15 protein-coding genes are annotated in these 14,949 nt (G+C 71.8%); 3 read left to right on the top strand and 12 right to left on the bottom strand.

Translation table 11 applies throughout. The features are described 5' to 3' along the window. Positions 1 to 690 precede the first annotated feature (690 nt). Positions 691 to 1,284 carry a WHG domain-containing protein gene (locus tag ACFZDE_RS34545; protein WP_391207023.1) on the bottom strand — a complete coding sequence of 198 codons (594 nt, stop codon included), beginning with the start codon at positions 1,282 to 1,284 and terminating at the stop codon, positions 691 to 693. A gap of 99 nt (positions 1,285 to 1,383) precedes the next feature. Here ACFZDE_RS34545 and ACFZDE_RS34540 point away from each other — a divergent pair, with 99 nt between their 5' ends. Further along, a complete protein-coding gene (locus tag ACFZDE_RS34540) occupies positions 1,384 to 2,166 on the top strand; it encodes an SDR family NAD(P)-dependent oxidoreductase (protein WP_391207021.1) in 783 nt (260 codons plus the stop codon). A gap of 128 nt (positions 2,167 to 2,294) precedes the next feature. On the opposite strand, the gene ACFZDE_RS34535 is transcribed toward ACFZDE_RS34540, so the two are convergent. From ACFZDE_RS34535 to ACFZDE_RS34525, 3 genes are all read right to left on the bottom strand, one after another. Next, the gene (locus ACFZDE_RS34535; RefSeq protein WP_391005330.1) at positions 2,295 to 2,684 is read right to left on the bottom strand and encodes a roadblock/LC7 domain-containing protein; all 390 of its coding nucleotides are present in this window, start codon (positions 2,682 to 2,684) and stop codon (positions 2,295 to 2,297) included. Between the two features lie 128 nt (positions 2,685 to 2,812). Then, positions 2,813 to 3,622 carry a hypothetical protein gene (locus ACFZDE_RS34530; protein ID WP_391207017.1) on the bottom strand — a complete coding sequence of 270 codons (810 nt, stop codon included), beginning with the start codon at positions 3,620 to 3,622 and terminating at the stop codon, positions 2,813 to 2,815. Then, a complete protein-coding gene (locus ACFZDE_RS34525) occupies positions 3,619 to 3,972 on the bottom strand; it encodes a hypothetical protein (protein WP_391005326.1) in 354 nt (117 codons plus the stop codon). Before ACFZDE_RS34525 ends, ACFZDE_RS34530 begins: the two co-directional genes overlap by 4 nt. A gap of 152 nt (positions 3,973 to 4,124) precedes the next feature. On the opposite strand from ACFZDE_RS34525, the gene ACFZDE_RS34520 reads away from it, so the two are divergent. After that, positions 4,125 to 4,490, top strand: coding sequence for a hypothetical protein (locus tag ACFZDE_RS34520; RefSeq protein WP_391207014.1), 366 nt, complete (start codon positions 4,125 to 4,127; stop codon positions 4,488 to 4,490). 175 nt (positions 4,491 to 4,665) lie between these two features. Here ACFZDE_RS34520 and ACFZDE_RS34515 read toward each other — a convergent pair whose 3' ends face one another. The 4 genes from ACFZDE_RS34515 to ACFZDE_RS34500 form a co-directional block, all read right to left on the bottom strand. After that, a complete protein-coding gene (locus ACFZDE_RS34515; RefSeq protein WP_391005322.1) occupies positions 4,666 to 4,893 on the bottom strand; it encodes a hypothetical protein in 228 nt (75 codons plus the stop codon). A 150-nt stretch (positions 4,894 to 5,043) separates the two neighbouring features. Beyond that, on the bottom strand, positions 5,044 to 7,206 hold the full coding sequence (locus ACFZDE_RS34510) for a SpoIIE family protein phosphatase (protein WP_391207011.1): 2,163 nt from the start codon (positions 7,204 to 7,206) through the stop codon (positions 5,044 to 5,046). Next, positions 7,203 to 7,595 (bottom strand): hypothetical protein, encoded by a 393-nt coding sequence (locus ACFZDE_RS34505; protein WP_391005318.1) that lies wholly within the window; start codon positions 7,593 to 7,595, stop codon positions 7,203 to 7,205. The genes ACFZDE_RS34510 and ACFZDE_RS34505 overlap by 4 nt, the downstream gene beginning before the upstream one ends. A 108-nt stretch (positions 7,596 to 7,703) precedes the next feature. After that, a complete protein-coding gene (locus tag ACFZDE_RS34500) occupies positions 7,704 to 9,182 on the bottom strand; it encodes a cellulose binding domain-containing protein (protein WP_391207007.1) in 1,479 nt (492 codons plus the stop codon). A gap of 1,136 nt (positions 9,183 to 10,318) precedes the next feature. On the opposite strand from ACFZDE_RS34500, the gene ACFZDE_RS34495 reads away from it, so the two are divergent. After that, positions 10,319 to 11,299 carry a hypothetical protein gene (locus ACFZDE_RS34495; RefSeq protein ID WP_391207004.1) on the top strand — a complete coding sequence of 327 codons (981 nt, stop codon included), beginning with the start codon at positions 10,319 to 10,321 and terminating at the stop codon, positions 11,297 to 11,299. A gap of 15 nt (positions 11,300 to 11,314) precedes the next feature. On the opposite strand, the gene ACFZDE_RS34490 is transcribed toward ACFZDE_RS34495, so the two are convergent. The 4 genes from ACFZDE_RS34490 to ACFZDE_RS34475 are packed head-to-tail and all read right to left on the bottom strand — an operon-like array spanning position 11,315 to position 14,910. Further along, the gene (locus ACFZDE_RS34490; protein WP_391207001.1) at positions 11,315 to 12,049 is read right to left on the bottom strand and encodes an FCD domain-containing protein; all 735 of its coding nucleotides are present in this window, start codon (positions 12,047 to 12,049) and stop codon (positions 11,315 to 11,317) included. Further along, positions 12,040 to 13,068: an aldo/keto reductase gene (locus ACFZDE_RS34485; protein ID WP_391206998.1), complete on the bottom strand. Its 1,029-nt coding sequence runs from the start codon at positions 13,066 to 13,068 to the stop codon at positions 12,040 to 12,042. Before ACFZDE_RS34485 ends, ACFZDE_RS34490 begins: the two co-directional genes overlap by 10 nt. A 40-nt stretch (positions 13,069 to 13,108) precedes the next feature. Next, complete coding sequence (locus tag ACFZDE_RS34480; RefSeq protein ID WP_391206995.1) at positions 13,109 to 13,870, bottom strand: SDR family NAD(P)-dependent oxidoreductase; 762 nt, start codon at positions 13,868 to 13,870, stop codon at positions 13,109 to 13,111. Next, positions 13,867 to 14,910, bottom strand: a complete 1,044-nt coding sequence (locus ACFZDE_RS34475) for an alcohol dehydrogenase catalytic domain-containing protein (protein WP_391206992.1) — start codon at positions 14,908 to 14,910, stop codon at positions 13,867 to 13,869. Before ACFZDE_RS34475 ends, ACFZDE_RS34480 begins: the two co-directional genes overlap by 4 nt. Positions 14,911 to 14,949 lie beyond the last annotated feature (39 nt).

The following is a 14,949-nucleotide window of genomic DNA, read 5'->3' as shown; positions in this document are numbered from 1 at the left end:
GGCTCCGCTAACGCTCCGCCAAGTAACACTCCGCCAAATTCCCGCGCAAGCGCGGGAATTGAATTCCGCAAGCGGAATTCTGGCAGTGTGTCAATTCGCGCTTGCGCGAATTGACAGGAATCCCGCAAGCGGGATTCCAGCTAGCTACAAAAGTCAGGTGGCACCATGTGCAGGCCTGTGCAACCACTGGGGAATCAACCTGTCACCTCCACAACAGAGATGACAGCCTTTCAAAACTGACCGACAGCCGGCCTCACTGACGGGTTCCGCTGCGCTCCACCCGAAGCCCCTCCCCTTCGAAACCGAACTCCTCACGCTGCATCACGACTGCACCCTGTGTAGAGTCTGGGATCAGGTACGGTACCACCATCCTGGTCAGCGTTGATCGCTTCGTCGGGCCGGTCCGGGGTCGATGGCGCGGTGTACTGGCTGTGCGCCGCGGCCCAGGTTTCCTGCCGTGAGACGTCCAGGGCGGCCGCCAAGTCTAGATCGAGAACGGTGACGCCGGGTGATTCCATAGTGTGCCGTGAGCCGTGAGCGGCGCGTGAGCGACGTCGTGTTCTGATCCACATCGTGCCCACTTCGCCGTTGGCGCCCACCGCGAAGGGCGACTGCTCGATAGCGGTCCTTGTGCGGCACCGGGCCGGGTGCTGATCGTTTGCGGGTCATGTTCTCGTCGGCTCGCTTGCTTCAGGTCGCGGGCCGCAGGCCGGTCAGCAGGATGTTCAGTGCCAGGTCCGTGGCTTCGGCGAGCGGCGTGTCGTCCAGCAGGCCGCCGACGGCCAGGACGGCCAGTCCGTGCACGGTGGAGAAGGCGACCTGGGCCAGTCGCACGGGGTCTCCGGGGCGCACCACGTTGGCCGTCTGCGCTTCGGCGAGGAGCCGGGAAGTGATGTCCAGGGCCTGGTGCCCGAGTTCGCGAAGTCCGTCGTCGGGGTGTTCCTCGTGTTTGGCCGTGAACATCAGTGTCAGCAGTGCGTGCCGCTCGACCGCGAAGTCCAGGTAGGCCTTGCCGAGCGCCGCCAGCCGTTCCTCGACGGTGCCCCGGCCTTCCGCCGCCGCCTGGAGTCGCCGGTTGAACTCGGTGAAGCCAGTGATCGCCAGAGCGTCGAGCAGGGCCTGACGGTCCCGGAAGTGGCGCGTGGGTGCGGCGTGGCTGACGCCGAGGTCGCGGGCGAGACCACGCAACGAGAGTCCGGTGGGCCCGGTTTCGGTCAGGACGGCCTCGGCCCGCTCCAGCAGGGCGGTCCTGAGGTTGCCGTGGTGGTAGGAGCCGTCGGTCACGGCGATCCCCTCTCAATGTTGTCGGTTGACTACAATGATGTCAGCTGCCTACATTGATTGTCCCATCGCCCATCGGAGCGGAGCACCACCATGACGCGCATGTCCTACCAAGGAACGACGGCGCTCATCACCGGGGCCAGTGCCGGCCTCGGTGAGGAATTCGCCCGCCAGTGGGCCGAGCGCGGCGCCGACGTGGTGCTCGTGGCCCGGCGCCTGGACCGTCTCAAGGAACTGGCCGGCGCCCTGGAGCGCGAGCACGGCATCACCGCCACGCCCCTGGCCGCCGATCTCGCCCGGCCGGGTGCCGCGGCCGCCCTCAAGGCGCAGCTCGCCCAGCGCGGCATCACGGTGCAGACGCTGATCAACAACGCCGGCTTCGGCAGCCACGGTGCCTTCACCGAGCAGGAGCCCGAGCAGATCACCCGCATGATCCAGGTCAACGTCGGCGCGGTCGCCGAGCTGAGCCGCGTCTTCCTGCCGGAGCTGGTGGCCGACGGCAGGGGCGCGCTGGTGATGGTGGCCAGCACCGCCGCGTATCAGCCGACCCCCGCGATGGCCGTGTACGGCGCGACCAAGGCGTTCGTTCTCAGTCTGACCGAGGCTCTCGCCCATGAGACGCGCCGGTCGCCGCTGCGGGTGCTGGCGGTGTCGCCGGGACCGGTCAGCACCGAGTTCTTCGACGTGGTCGGCACACAGGAAGCCGCGGTCGGGCGGGTGTCCTCCCCGGCGGAGGTGGTGACGGCCGCGCGGCGCGCCCTGGAACGCCGCAGGACGCCGGCGAGCACTGTGGCGGGTATAACGAACCGTCTGTCCGCCCTGGCGCCCCGGTTCGCGCCGCGTCGCCTCGTGCTGGCCACCGCCGGACGCGCACTCAACGCCTGACGTCCACCGGACCAGGGGCTCGTCACTGCCTCGCGGAGAACTTCCACGTGCCCTACTCGACGCGGAAGACCTGATATCCCTCCTCCTCGACGCCGAAGGTGAGCTGCGAGATGCTCCGGGTTCTCCGGTCAGGCCGGGGAGTCGGCCCTCAGTATCTCCTCCAGCCGTTCGACGGCCCTTCTGAGCTCCCGGCGCAGCGCGAGGAGGTCCAGGCCCTCGTCTCCGACGACGGTGAGCAACGCCCGCTCGCCCACGGTCTCGATGATGATGCACCGTCCCGCGCTGCGGGTGATCACTTCCCGCAGCGGCCCGCCTCCGACCTCCTGGGCCAGGCGCAGGGAGAGGCTGTGGGAGGCGGCACAGAGCGCGGCGACGGAGTCGGGGCACACGGTGTCGGCGTCCGCGGCGACGGCGAGGCCGTCCACGGTCGACAGGACCGTCTCGTTCAGTCCCGTCACGTTCTCGCGCAGGCCGGCCAGGACTTCGACGACTGGTGCGTGCGCAGGAAGACTTGACAATGCTGCTCCTCGAGGGGCGGCGGGTCCCTGGCTTGGGGGCCCGTTCACGGCAGGTTCTTCAGGCGGGTCCGGACAGGCAACAGCGGGTTCGCGTCCGGGCGTTCGTCCGGGCCCTAGCGGGTCATCTGTCACTGGTCCGGGTCGGCGCGGTGGCTGCCGGGGTTTCGGCGCGGCAGGGATGCCGACCTGCCGCGGCCGGGTGAGCGCCGGTCCGGTCGGCGGGGCGCTGTGCTCGGCCGCGGCGTGCCGGGGCCGGTGGGGCCACGCAGTAGGCCGAGTTCGCGCATCCTGGCAAGGTCGAGCATGACGGCGTAGGTGCCGCGCCCCAGGGCGAAGGCGATGTCCCGGGGGGTCCGGCGGCCGTTGGCGGCCTGGAGCAGGGCCGCGTACCGGGGAGGGATGCGCTGCGGCGGGTTCGCGGCCGCGAGGACGGGTGTGCGGGCGACCTCGGGGGCCGGCGCGCCCCAGTGCGCGGTGAGCACGTCCAGGCGCCGAGTCGTCTCGGCGGCCAGGCGGCGGGGGGCGAAGGAGGGGCCCGACCAGGGCACGGGGGTGGCCTCCTCGGTCACCTCCCAGCCGTCGGGCACGGTGAGCGCCGTGACGAAGGCCGCGTCGAACACCGCGGATGTGCAGATGACGTCGAAGGTGTGCCGGCTGAGCAGTCCGCGCTCCTCGAGGTGGGCGGCGAGATCGCCGTCCGCCGACTCGGCCGCCGCGCAGAGGGCGGACCAGGCCTCCTCGGTCAGCCGACCGGAACCGCGCAGCAGTGTTTCCACGCCGGGCGATCCGGGTGTCTCGACGGCTTGTACCCGGCCCGCGCGCAGATGAATGCGGCTGCCGGGAGAACCGGAGACGACGACCGTCCCGGTGTGTTCCTGGGTGTGCAGGTCCAGGAGCAGGGCCGGCAGGTTTCTGGGCCGGTTCGCGCGCGGGCTCATCCGGCGGCCTCGTCGCCGTAGCGCTCCAGGCGACGCATCACGAGGGCGAGGTTCGCCTGTTCGCGCTCCAGTGTCACCGTCAGCAGCAGCGGGTCTGTGGGTCCGGGCAGCAGACGCAGGACGACTGTCCGGCGGGCGCTTGTGACGACGATGCTCTCCAGTGCTCCCCGCCCTCCGGCGGCATGGAGGCGGTCCTCCGCCAGTACGGCGATACGGCTGCAGCCCTCGCCGTCCGCCGGGTGGTTCCCGGCCTCGCCGTAGGTCAGTCCGGTCACCGCGTCGGCCAGAACGGCGCCGGCGACCCCCGGTTCGTCGAGAAGAGCATGCAGGTGGTCTTCGACGGACGGCACCAGGAACCCTTTCTCTGGAGACTTCACGATGAACTGGAGACTTCACGATTAACCGGAAAGCACACTAGTTTAAGCCGCAAGCTTCAGAACAGGCCATCCGGAGGCCCTTTTTCTGACATGCCATCAGGCGTGAATTCGTGGAAGGCGGAAGTATGGAGATCGAGACCGCGCTCAAAGAGGCCATGGCCATCGACGGCGCCATCGGAGCGGCGGTGGTCGACTGTGAAAGCGGTATGTCGCTGGGCGCTGCCGGTGGCGGCAGGGGCCTGGATCTGGAGGTCGCGGCGGCCGGTAACACCGAGGTCGTCCGCGCCAAGACGCGCACGCTGAAGGCACTTGGGATGGACGACTCCATCGAGGACATCCTGATCACTCTCGGCGAGCAGTATCACCTGATCCGGCTGCTGCCCGCCAAGAGCGGCGGCCTGTTCGTCTACCTCGCGCTCGACCGCGCGCGCAGCAACCTCGCGCTTGCCCGCCATACGCTCAAGAAGATCGCGACCAGCGTGCATGTCTGACCCAGCGTGAATGTCTGACCCAGTGTGAAGTTCGCCCCACGCCGCGCCGTCGGAGGTTGTCACAGGACGACGCCTTCGACGGCGGAAAGCCTCGCCGTGAATTCCATATCGCTCAGAATCAATGAGCAATGCACCCGCACCCGCACCCGGAATTCGGCGTGAATGCGGGGGCGCGCTAGGGCGTGGGGTGAATGGGAGGCAGGCCGTGGGCCTGCTGCAGGGGGATGGCGGTGTCGCCTCCTGCGAAATTCATCGCCCGGGCCAGGTCACGCTCCAGGCGCTGGGCGTCGCGGCGCACCTGCGCGGGAACGTCGCCGCGCTCGAAGACCAGGCGGTCGAAAATGGGGGTGGCCTCGTGGTTCTTCGGGTGACCGGAGAGAAACGTATAGGACGTGGTCTGCACGCTGTACCCCCCTTGCGAAGGATGACGGAAGGACGCGGGCGCTCGACCGGGGGCCGTCGCCTTCGTCCACCCGCAGTACACCATCCGGATCGGCCCGTTGACGGGGGACGATGAGGCAGAGGGGCTTCCCGTTCGGGCAGCGGCACTTGGTCAGGTTCCGTGGTGCGGGCGCAGCAGGAGCAGGGCGATGTCGTCGTTGCGGGGTGCGGTTCGTTCGGCGTGGTCGATGAGCGCGTCGGCGAGGTCGTCCAGGGAGGTGTGGTCCGCTGTGAGCTGGTGGGCGAGTGCGGTGATGCCGTCGTCGATGTCGGTGCCGGGGCGTTCGACGAGTCCGTCCGTGTAGAGGGCGAGGACGGCGCCGGGCGGGAGGTCGATCTCGGTGGTGGGGTAGTCGGCGTGCTCGTCGATGCCGAGGAGCAGTCCCGGGGGCAGGCGGAGGGTTTCGGTGCGTTTGCCGGGGTGGCGCAGCAGGGGTGGAGGGTGTCCGGCGGTGGCGAGGCGGGCGCGGTGGCGGCCCAGGTCGAGGTGGGCGACGAGGCAGCTGGCGAACAGGCCGGGGTCGATGCCCGTCAGAAGGCGGTTGGTGCGGGTGAGGATGTCACCGGGTGAGGAGCCGGCGGTGGCGTGGGCGCGCACCGCGGTGCGGACCTGCCCCATGAGGGCGGCGGCGGTCGTGTTGTGGCCCTGGACGTCGCCGATCGCCGCGGTGGCGATGCGGGGTGCGGGATCGATGAGGTCGTAGAAGTCGCCGCCGATGTCCATGCCGTGGCTGGCGGGCCGGTATCGGGCGGCCACGTCCAGGCCGGGAACCGCGGGGAGGGTGTGCGGCAGCAGGCTGGTCTGCAGGGTGTGGGCGAGGTCGTTCTTGGCGTCGTAGAGGCGGGCTCGGTCCAGGGCCTGGGCGATCAGGCCGGACAGTGAGCTCAGCAGCGAGCGTTCGGCGGGCGGGAACGGGCGGACGTGGTCGTAGGCGAGGACGAGAGTTCCGACCGGCCGGCCGGTGACGATCAGGGGGAGGAAGGCCCAGGCGGCCATGTCGTCCTGGTGCACCGCCGCGGGGTAGCTCTTCTTGAGGTCGGCGAAGGTGGGGAAGAAGGCGGGTGCGCCGGTGATGATGGCGCGGGCGGCGGGGGTGTCGGCGGTCAGGGGGGCCGCGTCGAAGCGGGCCATCAGTTCGGGGCCGTAGCCGCGGTAGCCGGTGATGCGCAGCCGTCCCTCGTTCACCGTCAGCAGGGCCATGGCGCGGGGGCCGAAGGCGGGCACGGTCTGGTCGGCGGCCAGTTCGACCACGTCGTGGACGCTGGCGGCTTCCGCCAGTGCGGCGGCCAGGTGCGTCAGGTGGTACAGCCCGCCCGCGCCGACCGACGAGACCGGGCCGGCGCGCTGCGGATCCTGCTCGGTGCCGACGGACCGCGGATCCTGCTCGGTGCCGGTGTGCTGCCCGGCGACGGGAGCGATGTGGATGCTGATGCCTCGGTCGTCCGGGTAGAGCTGGAAGCGCAGCCAGACGTCGGCGGGGCTCCGGGCGGTGAAGGTGTGGGGCCGGCGGGAGATCACCGCCGTCCGGTAGGCGTCCTCGAAGACCGGGTCGTGCATCCACAGGAGCACCTCCCAGGGGCGGTTGCCCAGCAGGGCGGCGGCGCCGGCATCCACGAGGTGGGCCCCGGCGGGGTTGATGAAGGTGATCCGGCCGTCGAGGTCGAGGGAGCAGCAGCCCAGCGGCGTGCGGTCGGTGAAGTCCAGGGCCGCCGCGGCCCGGGCCGGGTCGGCCTCGCGGGACGGCGGCGCCATGAGCAGGCGGGGCTCGTCCGACAGGCGCAGCGCGCGGCCGCCCTCGGTGGCCCGGTCCAGGAGGGCTGCCGCACGGTGGCAGCCGGCGGTGATGGCCTTCCGTTCCGCCGCGCTGAGCTGCGGCGCGTGCCAGGCCGGCCACAGCAGCACGATGCCACCCCACACGGCGGCGTCGCTGATGATCGGGGCCGCGGCGAGCATGAAGTCGTACGGCAGGACGATCCCGAGGCGGGGATAGCGGCGCGCGATGTCCTCCTGGCTGCCCAGCCACACCAGGTGCCGCTCCCGCATGGCGTCCACCACCGGGATCGAGGTGTTCACCGGAATACGGGACCACGGGGCCGCGATCTGCCGGGACACGCCCGATGTCATCTCCAGGTGCAGCACCTGCTCCCCCGGCGGCAGCAGATACACCATGCCCACCGAGGCGCCGGTCTCGCGCATCACGTCGGCCAGAACGAAGTCCGGCAGGATCTCGTTGCGGTCGGCACCGGGGCCAGCGGGAGATCGCACGGTCCTCATCCTCGCCGGTCGGCACGAGCTGTGCCGCGCACGCGCCCGAAGCGGCCCCGGGCCGCTTCCGCGCTGATGCCGAGACCGGCGCCGATCTGCTCCCAGCTCGCCCCGGCCCGCCGGTCCGCCAGCACCGCCGCCCGCAGCAGCTGCTCCGCCAGCTCGGGAACGCGCGCGGCGGCAGCGCACTGCCACGGAGCGGGTGACGCGGGCGAGGGGGGCTGCGCGGGCAGCTGGGTGACGCTCATGACGTGCAGCAGGAGGACCTCGCCTGCCTCGGCCACCTTGTCGTGGGCGAGCTTGGCCTCGCGCCAGCGGCGCCGGGCGCGCCAGGCCGCCTGCCGGTGCGCCGGCCGGCAGTACCGGCGCCCGTGTGCGGCCGCTCCCGCCAGTTGCACGGGAGCTCCGCACCAGGCACATCGCGCGTCTCCCATACAGGGACGATACGCCCGGTCCCTGACGACAGCACTTCGGCCGAGGGGTGCCTGCCCATGTGGTGCGCGGCCTCACCCGGAGCAGGTGCGGCCGTCGACGTGGACCTGCGACAGCCAGGCGGCGGGTGGGTAGCCGCCGTTGTCGAACGCGACGACCACACCGATGGTCAAGGTGGCCCCCGCCGGGACCGACTGGTTGTGGGCGCTCGCGGTCACCGTGACGAGGGTGCCCTCCTTGGTGGCCTCACCGTTCCACACCTCGGTCCTGGTGCCCTCCGGTACGCGGAACGTCACCGTCCAGCCTCCGTCGAGCGCTTCCTGCGAGGTGATGCGCAGGTTGCCCTCGACGCCTTCCTTCCAGCTGTTGCGTACGTCCAGCACCGCCGTGCAGGTGGGCTCGGGGCTCTGGCTCGCCCGCTCGCGCAGTGGCTGTTCGTCGGCGGGCGGTGACGGGCTCGGTGACGCCTCGGACGCGGACGGGGCGGGCGAGTCGCGGCCCGGCGCCTGCGCCGAACCGGTCACGGACGGGCTGGGACGGACCTTCCCCGCCCCGGGTCCGGGCCCGGGCTCCGGGTCGGAGGGGCCGGAGGTGATCCCGAGCCCCGGCCGGTCGGGGAAGAGGGGAGGCTGGTCACCTTGATCGCCGTCGATCAGCGTGAGGAGCGCGCAGCCGAGCAGCAGGACGCTCATCGCGATCCCGGCCGTCTTCGCCGCGCGCCGCTTGTCGTGCGGCCGGCGTCGCCGCCCGGCGGGCGTGGAGCCTGGGGGCCGCCGCACCGCGCCGCCGGGGAACTCGGACAGGTGCCGGCGCCGCCGGGCCACATAGCCGGAGCCGTTCCATCCCAGCGCGGCCTCGGCGATGAGGGTGGAGAGCAGGCTGTTGGTCACGCTCAGGCAGTCGAAGGCCTCGGTGCACACGGCGCACTGGCGCAGATGCTCCAGCAGGTCCTCAGGTGTGGCGGCGGCGCTCTGGCGCGCGGTGGCGTCCAGCAGTCCGGCGTAGGAGCGGCAGACGGGGTCCTGGACATGCGTGCGGTGGAGCTGCCAGCTCCGCTCCCGGAACTCCGCCTTCACCCGGGCGACGTCCCCGGACACCTCGTCCTGCGGCCGGCGCAGCCGCCGTGCCACAACCTGGTCGGGAAGCCGTTCGACGCAGCTCCACCAGAACAGTTCCGCGTCGGGTGGTTCCAGTCGGCGCAGGGCGCGCAGCGCGAGGGATCTCCTGGCGGCCGTGCGGGCGGGGCCGCCCGGTGTGTTCTCCTCCAGCCACCGCACGAGCGCCGGGGACAGCAGCCCGGCTCCCCCGGGCGAAGCGGCCAGCTCCCGCGCCGCGTCGAGTACCGCGTTCAGAGCGACGGGCACGGTGGGCAGTCCCTCCGCCCAGGACCGTTCCCCCCGTTGTGCGGTGCCGGGTTCGTCGTCGGCCAGTGCGGCGAGTGCCCGCGCGGCCTCGGCTGTGCCGGTGCACAGCTGCGCGTAGATGCCGACCGGGCCGGGTTCGTCGTCCCACAGACGGCGGTCGGCGGCGGGGCCGCGCTGGGTGCTGTGCATGAGAAACCGATGGGCCGGTGGACGGGGGGCGAGCGAGTTCGACAAAAGTCCTCTCCAGGCCGTGGGGGGGAGCGCGACGACCACCTGAGCGTGGCAGAGGGGGCCGCTGCGCCCCGCGGTCGCCGAGGGCCCGGGCGCTGTCGCGCCGAGCGTGCCACTTGTGGATCAGGGATACAACACCGGTTGAGGGGGCCTGTCCTGCCCGTGCGGGTCCGTGAGGCGGGTGGGCGGTGCGGGGAACACCGCGGGCAGGTGTCGGCCGCCGCGGTCGTCATGTCGTCGGCGGGACATCGGGTGCCGGTCGGTGGCGTGAGGCGTCCGGGCCGCCGCTCGCCGTGCCGGGAGCGCGCCGGTGGGCGCCGCTGTCCTCGTTCGGGCACGTCGGCCGCCTCCGGCCCGGGAACATCGGCCGCTGCGTCCCCGCCGTTCCGGTGGTGGCCGCGGGGTGCGGGTGGGGCCGTCCGGGGCGCGGCGCTCGCCGGGCGGAGTGTGTTCCCGCCGGTTCCGGGGGCCGGGCGGCCCTGGCCGGCAGGGGGGCGCGGTCCGGTTCCGGGCCATGGCGGCGGGCGGACAGTGCTCGGATTTTCTGATCGGTTCGGTGTCCTGAAACGGCCCTTGGACCCGCGCGGGCGTCGGCTCCGCCCCGCACCGGATGCGCGGGATCCGACGCTCAGGTTCGGTGCGCATTGCCGCTTCGGACCCCGCGTGCCGACACCGCCCGCGCCGGGCGCCGGACGGTGCGGGCGGGGCGCTGCCCACTCCTGCTGTGGGCAGGGCATATGGGGGGGTTCCGCGCGGGCGGCCCAGGGAGATGGCACCGTCCGTGGTGCATCCGCGGCATGCCGGTGCCGCCCGAGACCCGTGCCCGGCCTGGCGGATTCCTTCGCACGGCGGTGGAAACGGCCCGGCAGACGGGTAAGTTGGCGCCCGCCGTCGAGCGATCGCCGATACCTCTGGCTCGTTCACGCGGCGGCCCACACGGCCTGCACGCGCGGATCCGACCGGGGGTCGGAGGCCGCCCTTCATCGACGCGTCGCCCTTCCCGCCCGCGGGCCGGCTCAGGTCATCTGCCGGCCGGGGCGGGCAAGTCTCCACCCGTCACGCACATCCGCCTTTCCGGCGGCCGAGGAACAGCCATGACAATGCATCGTCGCAACAAGCGTGCAGGGCTGACGGCGGTCACCGCCGTCGTCGCGGCAGCTGCCGCCGCCGCGCTCATCCCCTTCTACGGTTCCGCCTCCACTCCGAAGCCGAAGACCGAGTCGATCGTCTACGACCCGGGCCCCAAGCAGCGCTGCTACAGCGTCTCCGACGAGGCGGGCGGCAAGAACTACGGCAACCGGTCGACCGACTGCAAGAACATCGACAACGCCAACCGGGTCAACAGCAGGTGCACCTGGTTCGGTTACACCTCCCGGCGCGGGGTGGAGTGCCCGGCCTGGCGCTTCGTCACCTACAACTGGGACGAGAGCAAGCTGCGCAAGTACCCCGGCTTCGACCACCAGGTGCAGGGCCCGTCCGGATCGCCGCTCAAGCTCGTGCTCCAGAACAACTCAAGGAACCTCAAGACGGCGCAGAACAAGCAGAACTGCGAACTCAAGGAGGTGACCTTCTCCTACGAATACATAGGCAGTTCCCTCAAGCGGCCCGCGGGCGGGGGCGTGTACCAGTTCTCCGACGGCCGTGTGAACGTCGCCTACGACGCCCTCGTCAAGCAGAGCGGCGGTTTCAGCTGCTCGGAGAAGCGGGCCATCCTGACCACCGACTTCATCTACAAGACCGCCCGTGGCACCAACGTCATCTCCGTGGTCCACTTCGACCCCGGCTCCTTCATGAAGCCGAACGCGGACGGGGTGCTGTGGACCAACAAGTGCCGGACGGGTGCCGGTAAGCCGGACGGCTGCCGGGTGACCATCCACGGCCAGAGGCTGCAGCCGGGCAAGAAGAGCCGTATCAGCCTGGACTTCACGGCCATCGCCAAGAAGTACGCGAAGTACCTGGGCAACGACCCCATTCCGAAGAAGTCCCAGATCGAGTCGGTGCAGATCGTGAACAGCGCGAAGGGCGCCGATCTCAAGGCCGAGGTCTCCAGGGCGGACGTGACCCTCACGAAGTGAGCACCGCCGGGAGGGTCAGCCCTGCGCCGCGGGCCCCCCGGCGCTCCTGCCGAAGGGCCGGGGGTGGGAGCGCAGATGCTCCCGCAGCCACTGCTCGGTGTTGCTGACGTGCAGCAGGGCGGCGGCATGGCCGAGGTGCGGGTCCCGGTTGGACAGGGCCGTGAAGATCGCCTCGTGTTCGGCCACCGTCCGGCCGGCGGCCTGGTCGTCGACGAGACCGCGCCACATCCGGGCGCGCAGGGTGCGCCCGGACACGCCTTCGAGCAGGGTGATCAGCGACTCGTTGCCCGTGGCCATCACGACGGCCCGGTGGAAGGCGGCGTCGTGCGCGTTCAGCCGCTCGACGTCCTCGCGGGCCTCGCGCATGGCGTCCAGATGCTTCTTCACCTCGGCCAGCTGGGCGTCGGAGACACGGGTGGCGGCCAGCGCGGTGGCCGCCGGTTCCAGGAGCCTGCGTACTTCCATCAGGTCCTGCAGGGCGCCCGAGTCGCCCTGCAGGAGCTCCACGGCGCCACCGAGTCCTTCGAGCAGCAGGCTCGGCTGGAGACTCGTCACATACGTCCCGTCGCCCCGCCGGACCTCCAGGACACGGGCCACGGCAAGGGCCTTGACCGCTTCCCGGGCGAGGTTGCGGGACAGCCCGAGCTGGGCCGCCAGATCCGGCTCGGGGGGAAGCTTCGAGCCGGGCGGCAGCTCGCCGGTGCGGATCAGCTCGCGGATCTGCTCTATGGCTCTGTCGGTCAGGGACAATGCGTACTCCTCGTGCGCAGACCGTCCGTCGGCACGTCCTCTCTGATGAGGCCTTCGGCACGCAGATCCTGCCAGAGGCCGGCCGGGATGTGCCGACGGTGCAGCTCCACGTTCCGCGTGACCTGCGCCGCGCTGCGCATGCCGAGCGTGACGTTGACGACGGCGGGGTGGGTGTACGCGAAGGCGATCGCCGCCGCGGGCAGGCTCGTGCCGTGGGCTTCGCAGACCTCGGCGATGGCCCGGGCGCGGGCCACCAGTTCGGGCGGGGCGTCCCGGTAGTCGTACTTCATCCCTTCGGCCGGCCGGTCGCCGGAGAGCAGCCCGGAGTTGAACACACCGACCGCCACCACGCTCTTGCCGTGTTCCCGCGCGGCCGGCAGGACGTCGTCGAGGGCGGACTGGTCGAGGAGGGTGTAGCGGCCGGCCAGCATCACCACGTCGGCCGCGCTCTCGCGCAGGAAGCGGGCGAGCATGGCCGACTGGTTCATGCCGACCCCGATGGCGCCGACCACCCCCTGGTCGCGCAGCTCCGCCAGGGCGGGCATGGCCTCGTCGAACGCCTGCCTCTCGTGGTCGTCCGGGTCGTGCAGGTACATCACGTCCAGACGGTCCAGGCCCGTTCTGGACAGGGTTTCGTCGAGGGAGCGGAGCACGCCGTCGCGGCTGAAGTCCCACTGTCTGCGCAGGTCGTCCCGTACGACGAAGCCCTCGTCGTCGACGCCTCGGGGGTGCTCGTTGGGCACGAGGAGGCGTCCGGCTTTGGACGAGACGACGTACTCGTCGCGGGGCCGGTCGCGCAGGGCGGCTCCCAGGCGCCGTTCGGACAGGCCCAGCCCGTAGTGCGGTGCGGTGTCGAAGTAGCGGATGCCGGCCGCCCAGGCCGCCTCGACGGCGGCCTGGGCGTCCTGGGGCGAGGTGACGCGGTAGAGGTTGCCGAGGGCGGCGGCCCCGAAACCGAGTTCCGTGACCTTCACCGGTGTGTTCCTGATCGTCCGGTGGCCGATCGTCTCCTGATTCATCCCTGCCCCCTGCCCGTGCGCGGTGCGGCTCCTGTGGTGGTCATCGGCCCAGCCACCCCCCGTCCACGGGGACGACCGCGCCGTGCACATAGGCGGCGGCGTCCGAGGCCAGGAACACGGTGACGCCCGCGAGGTCGTCCGCGCTGCCCCAGCGGCCTGCCGGGATACGGTCCAGGATCGCCCGGCTGCGCTCGGGGTCCTCGCGCAGGGCCTGGGTGTTGTCGGTGGCGATGTAGCCCGGGGCGACGGCGTTGACGTTCACCCCGTGGGGGGCCCACTCGTTGGCCAGGGCCTTGGTGAGCCCGGCGATGCCGTGCTTGGCGGCGGTGTAGCCGGGCACGGTGATCCCGCCCTGGAAGCTGAGCAGCGACGCGGTGAAGACGACTTTGCCCCGGCCCCGGGCCACCATCGACGCGCCGACCGCGCGGGTCAGGGAGAACTGGGCGCTGAGGTTGACCTGGAGGACCGTGTCCCAGTCGGCGTCGGAGTGTTCGGCCGCCGGGGCACGGCGGATGGTGCCGGCGTTGTTCACCAGGATGTCCACCGGCCGTGCCCGCCCGGCGAGTTCGGCTCCGAGGGCGCGTACGGCCTGAGGGTCGGCGAAGTCGGCGCGGACGGCTTCGAAGGTGCGGCCGGCGGCGAGCACGTCCTCCTCCACCGCGCTGCCCCGTTCCTCCAGTTCGGCGCTCACGCCGATGATGTCCGCCCCGGCGCCGGCGAGGGCGCGGGCCATGGCACGTCCGATGCCGCGCCGCGCGCCGGTGACGACGGCGAGCCTGCCGGTGAGGTCGAAGGGGTTCACGTGGCGGCTCCCGGTGTGACGGCGGTGCAGTCGAGGAGGATCTTCATCACGTCTCCGCCGCCTTCGAGGGCGGTGAACGCCGCGGCCGCCTCGGTGAGCGGCACGACCTTGCTGATCAGCCGTTCGCAGGGCAGGGTGCCGTCGGCCACCAGGCCCACCGCGCGCTCGAAGTCGTCGCGGGTGTAGAGCCGGGCGCCGACGAGGGTGAGCTCGCGCCAGAAGAAGCGGTGCAGGTCGATCTCGCGGGGCCGGGGGTGGATGGCGACCAGGCACAGCCTGCCGCGCACCCCGAGCACCTCCACCGCGGTGGTCACGCCCGCCGCGGCGCCGGAGACCTCGAAGGCGACGTCCGCGCCCGCGTCGCCGGTCCACTCCCCCACCGCCGTGGGCACGTCCACGCCGGCCGGGTCCCAGGCGGTCAGGCCCAGGTCCTGCGCCACCCGGCGCCGGTGCTCTCCCGGCTCGACCACCCGGACGTCGGCGCCCGCGGCGCGTGCGACCAGGGCGATGAGCACGCCGACGGGTCCGCCGCCGACCACCACGACCCGCTCGCCGGGCCGGACCCCGGCCCGGCCGACGTCGTGCACGGCGACCGCGGTGGGTTCGACCAGTGCGGCCCGCTCCAGGTCGAGGGTCTCGGGGAGCCTGACGAGGGTGCCGGCGGGGACGGTCCAGCGCTGCTGCATGGCGCCCGGGGAGTCGATGCCGATGAAGTCCAGGTGCCGGCAGATGTGCTGATGGCCCGCCCGGCAGGCGGGGCACGTACCGTCCCAGCGCAGGGGCATCACGGTGACCGCGTCGCCGGGGTGCCATTGGGTCACGTCCGGACCGACGCGCACGACCCGCCCGGACATCTCGTGTCCGACGACGGTGGGCGCGTCGACCCGTGCGTCCATGTCGCCGTGGAAGATGTGCAGGTCGGTGCCGCAGATACCGACGTAGGCGGGGGCGACTTCCACTTCGCCGGGGCCGGGGGGCGAGGGGTCGGCGCGTGTCGTGTCCAGGGTGCGGGCGGCGAGGTAGCGGACGGCGAGTGTCATGGGGTCGGGGTCCTTTCCGTGGTGGGCAGTCGGGTGTCG

The sequence above is a fragment of the Streptomyces sp. NPDC007929 genome, assembly GCF_042959065.1.
GTDB lineage: Bacteria > Actinomycetota > Actinomycetes > Streptomycetales > Streptomycetaceae > Streptomyces.
This window is presented reverse-complemented; position numbering and strand designations above follow the sequence as displayed.

What these genes read in the sequence shown, in the direction of transcription:
- ACFZDE_RS34510 (WP_391207011.1), bottom strand. Translation starts at nt 7,206, where the DNA reads ATGAGGACCGTGCGATCTCCCGCTGGCCCCGGTGCCGACCGCAACGAG.
- ACFZDE_RS34485 (WP_391206998.1), bottom strand. Translation starts at nt 13,068, where the DNA reads ATGAATCAGGAGACGATCGGCCACCGGACGATCAGGAACACACCGGTG.
- ACFZDE_RS34495 (WP_391207004.1), top strand. Translation starts at nt 10,319, where the DNA reads ATGACAATGCATCGTCGCAACAAGCGTGCAGGGCTGACGGCGGTCACC.
- ACFZDE_RS34520 (WP_391207014.1), top strand. Translation starts at nt 4,125, where the DNA reads ATGGAGATCGAGACCGCGCTCAAAGAGGCCATGGCCATCGACGGCGCC.
- ACFZDE_RS34500 (WP_391207007.1), bottom strand. Translation starts at nt 9,182, where the DNA reads ATGCACAGCACCCAGCGCGGCCCCGCCGCCGACCGCCGTCTGTGGGAC.
- ACFZDE_RS34475 (WP_391206992.1), bottom strand. Translation starts at nt 14,910, where the DNA reads ATGACACTCGCCGTCCGCTACCTCGCCGCCCGCACCCTGGACACGACA.
- ACFZDE_RS34540 (WP_391207021.1), top strand. Translation starts at nt 1,384, where the DNA reads ATGTCCTACCAAGGAACGACGGCGCTCATCACCGGGGCCAGTGCCGGC.
- ACFZDE_RS34530 (WP_391207017.1), bottom strand. Translation starts at nt 3,622, where the DNA reads ATGAGCCCGCGCGCGAACCGGCCCAGAAACCTGCCGGCCCTGCTCCTG.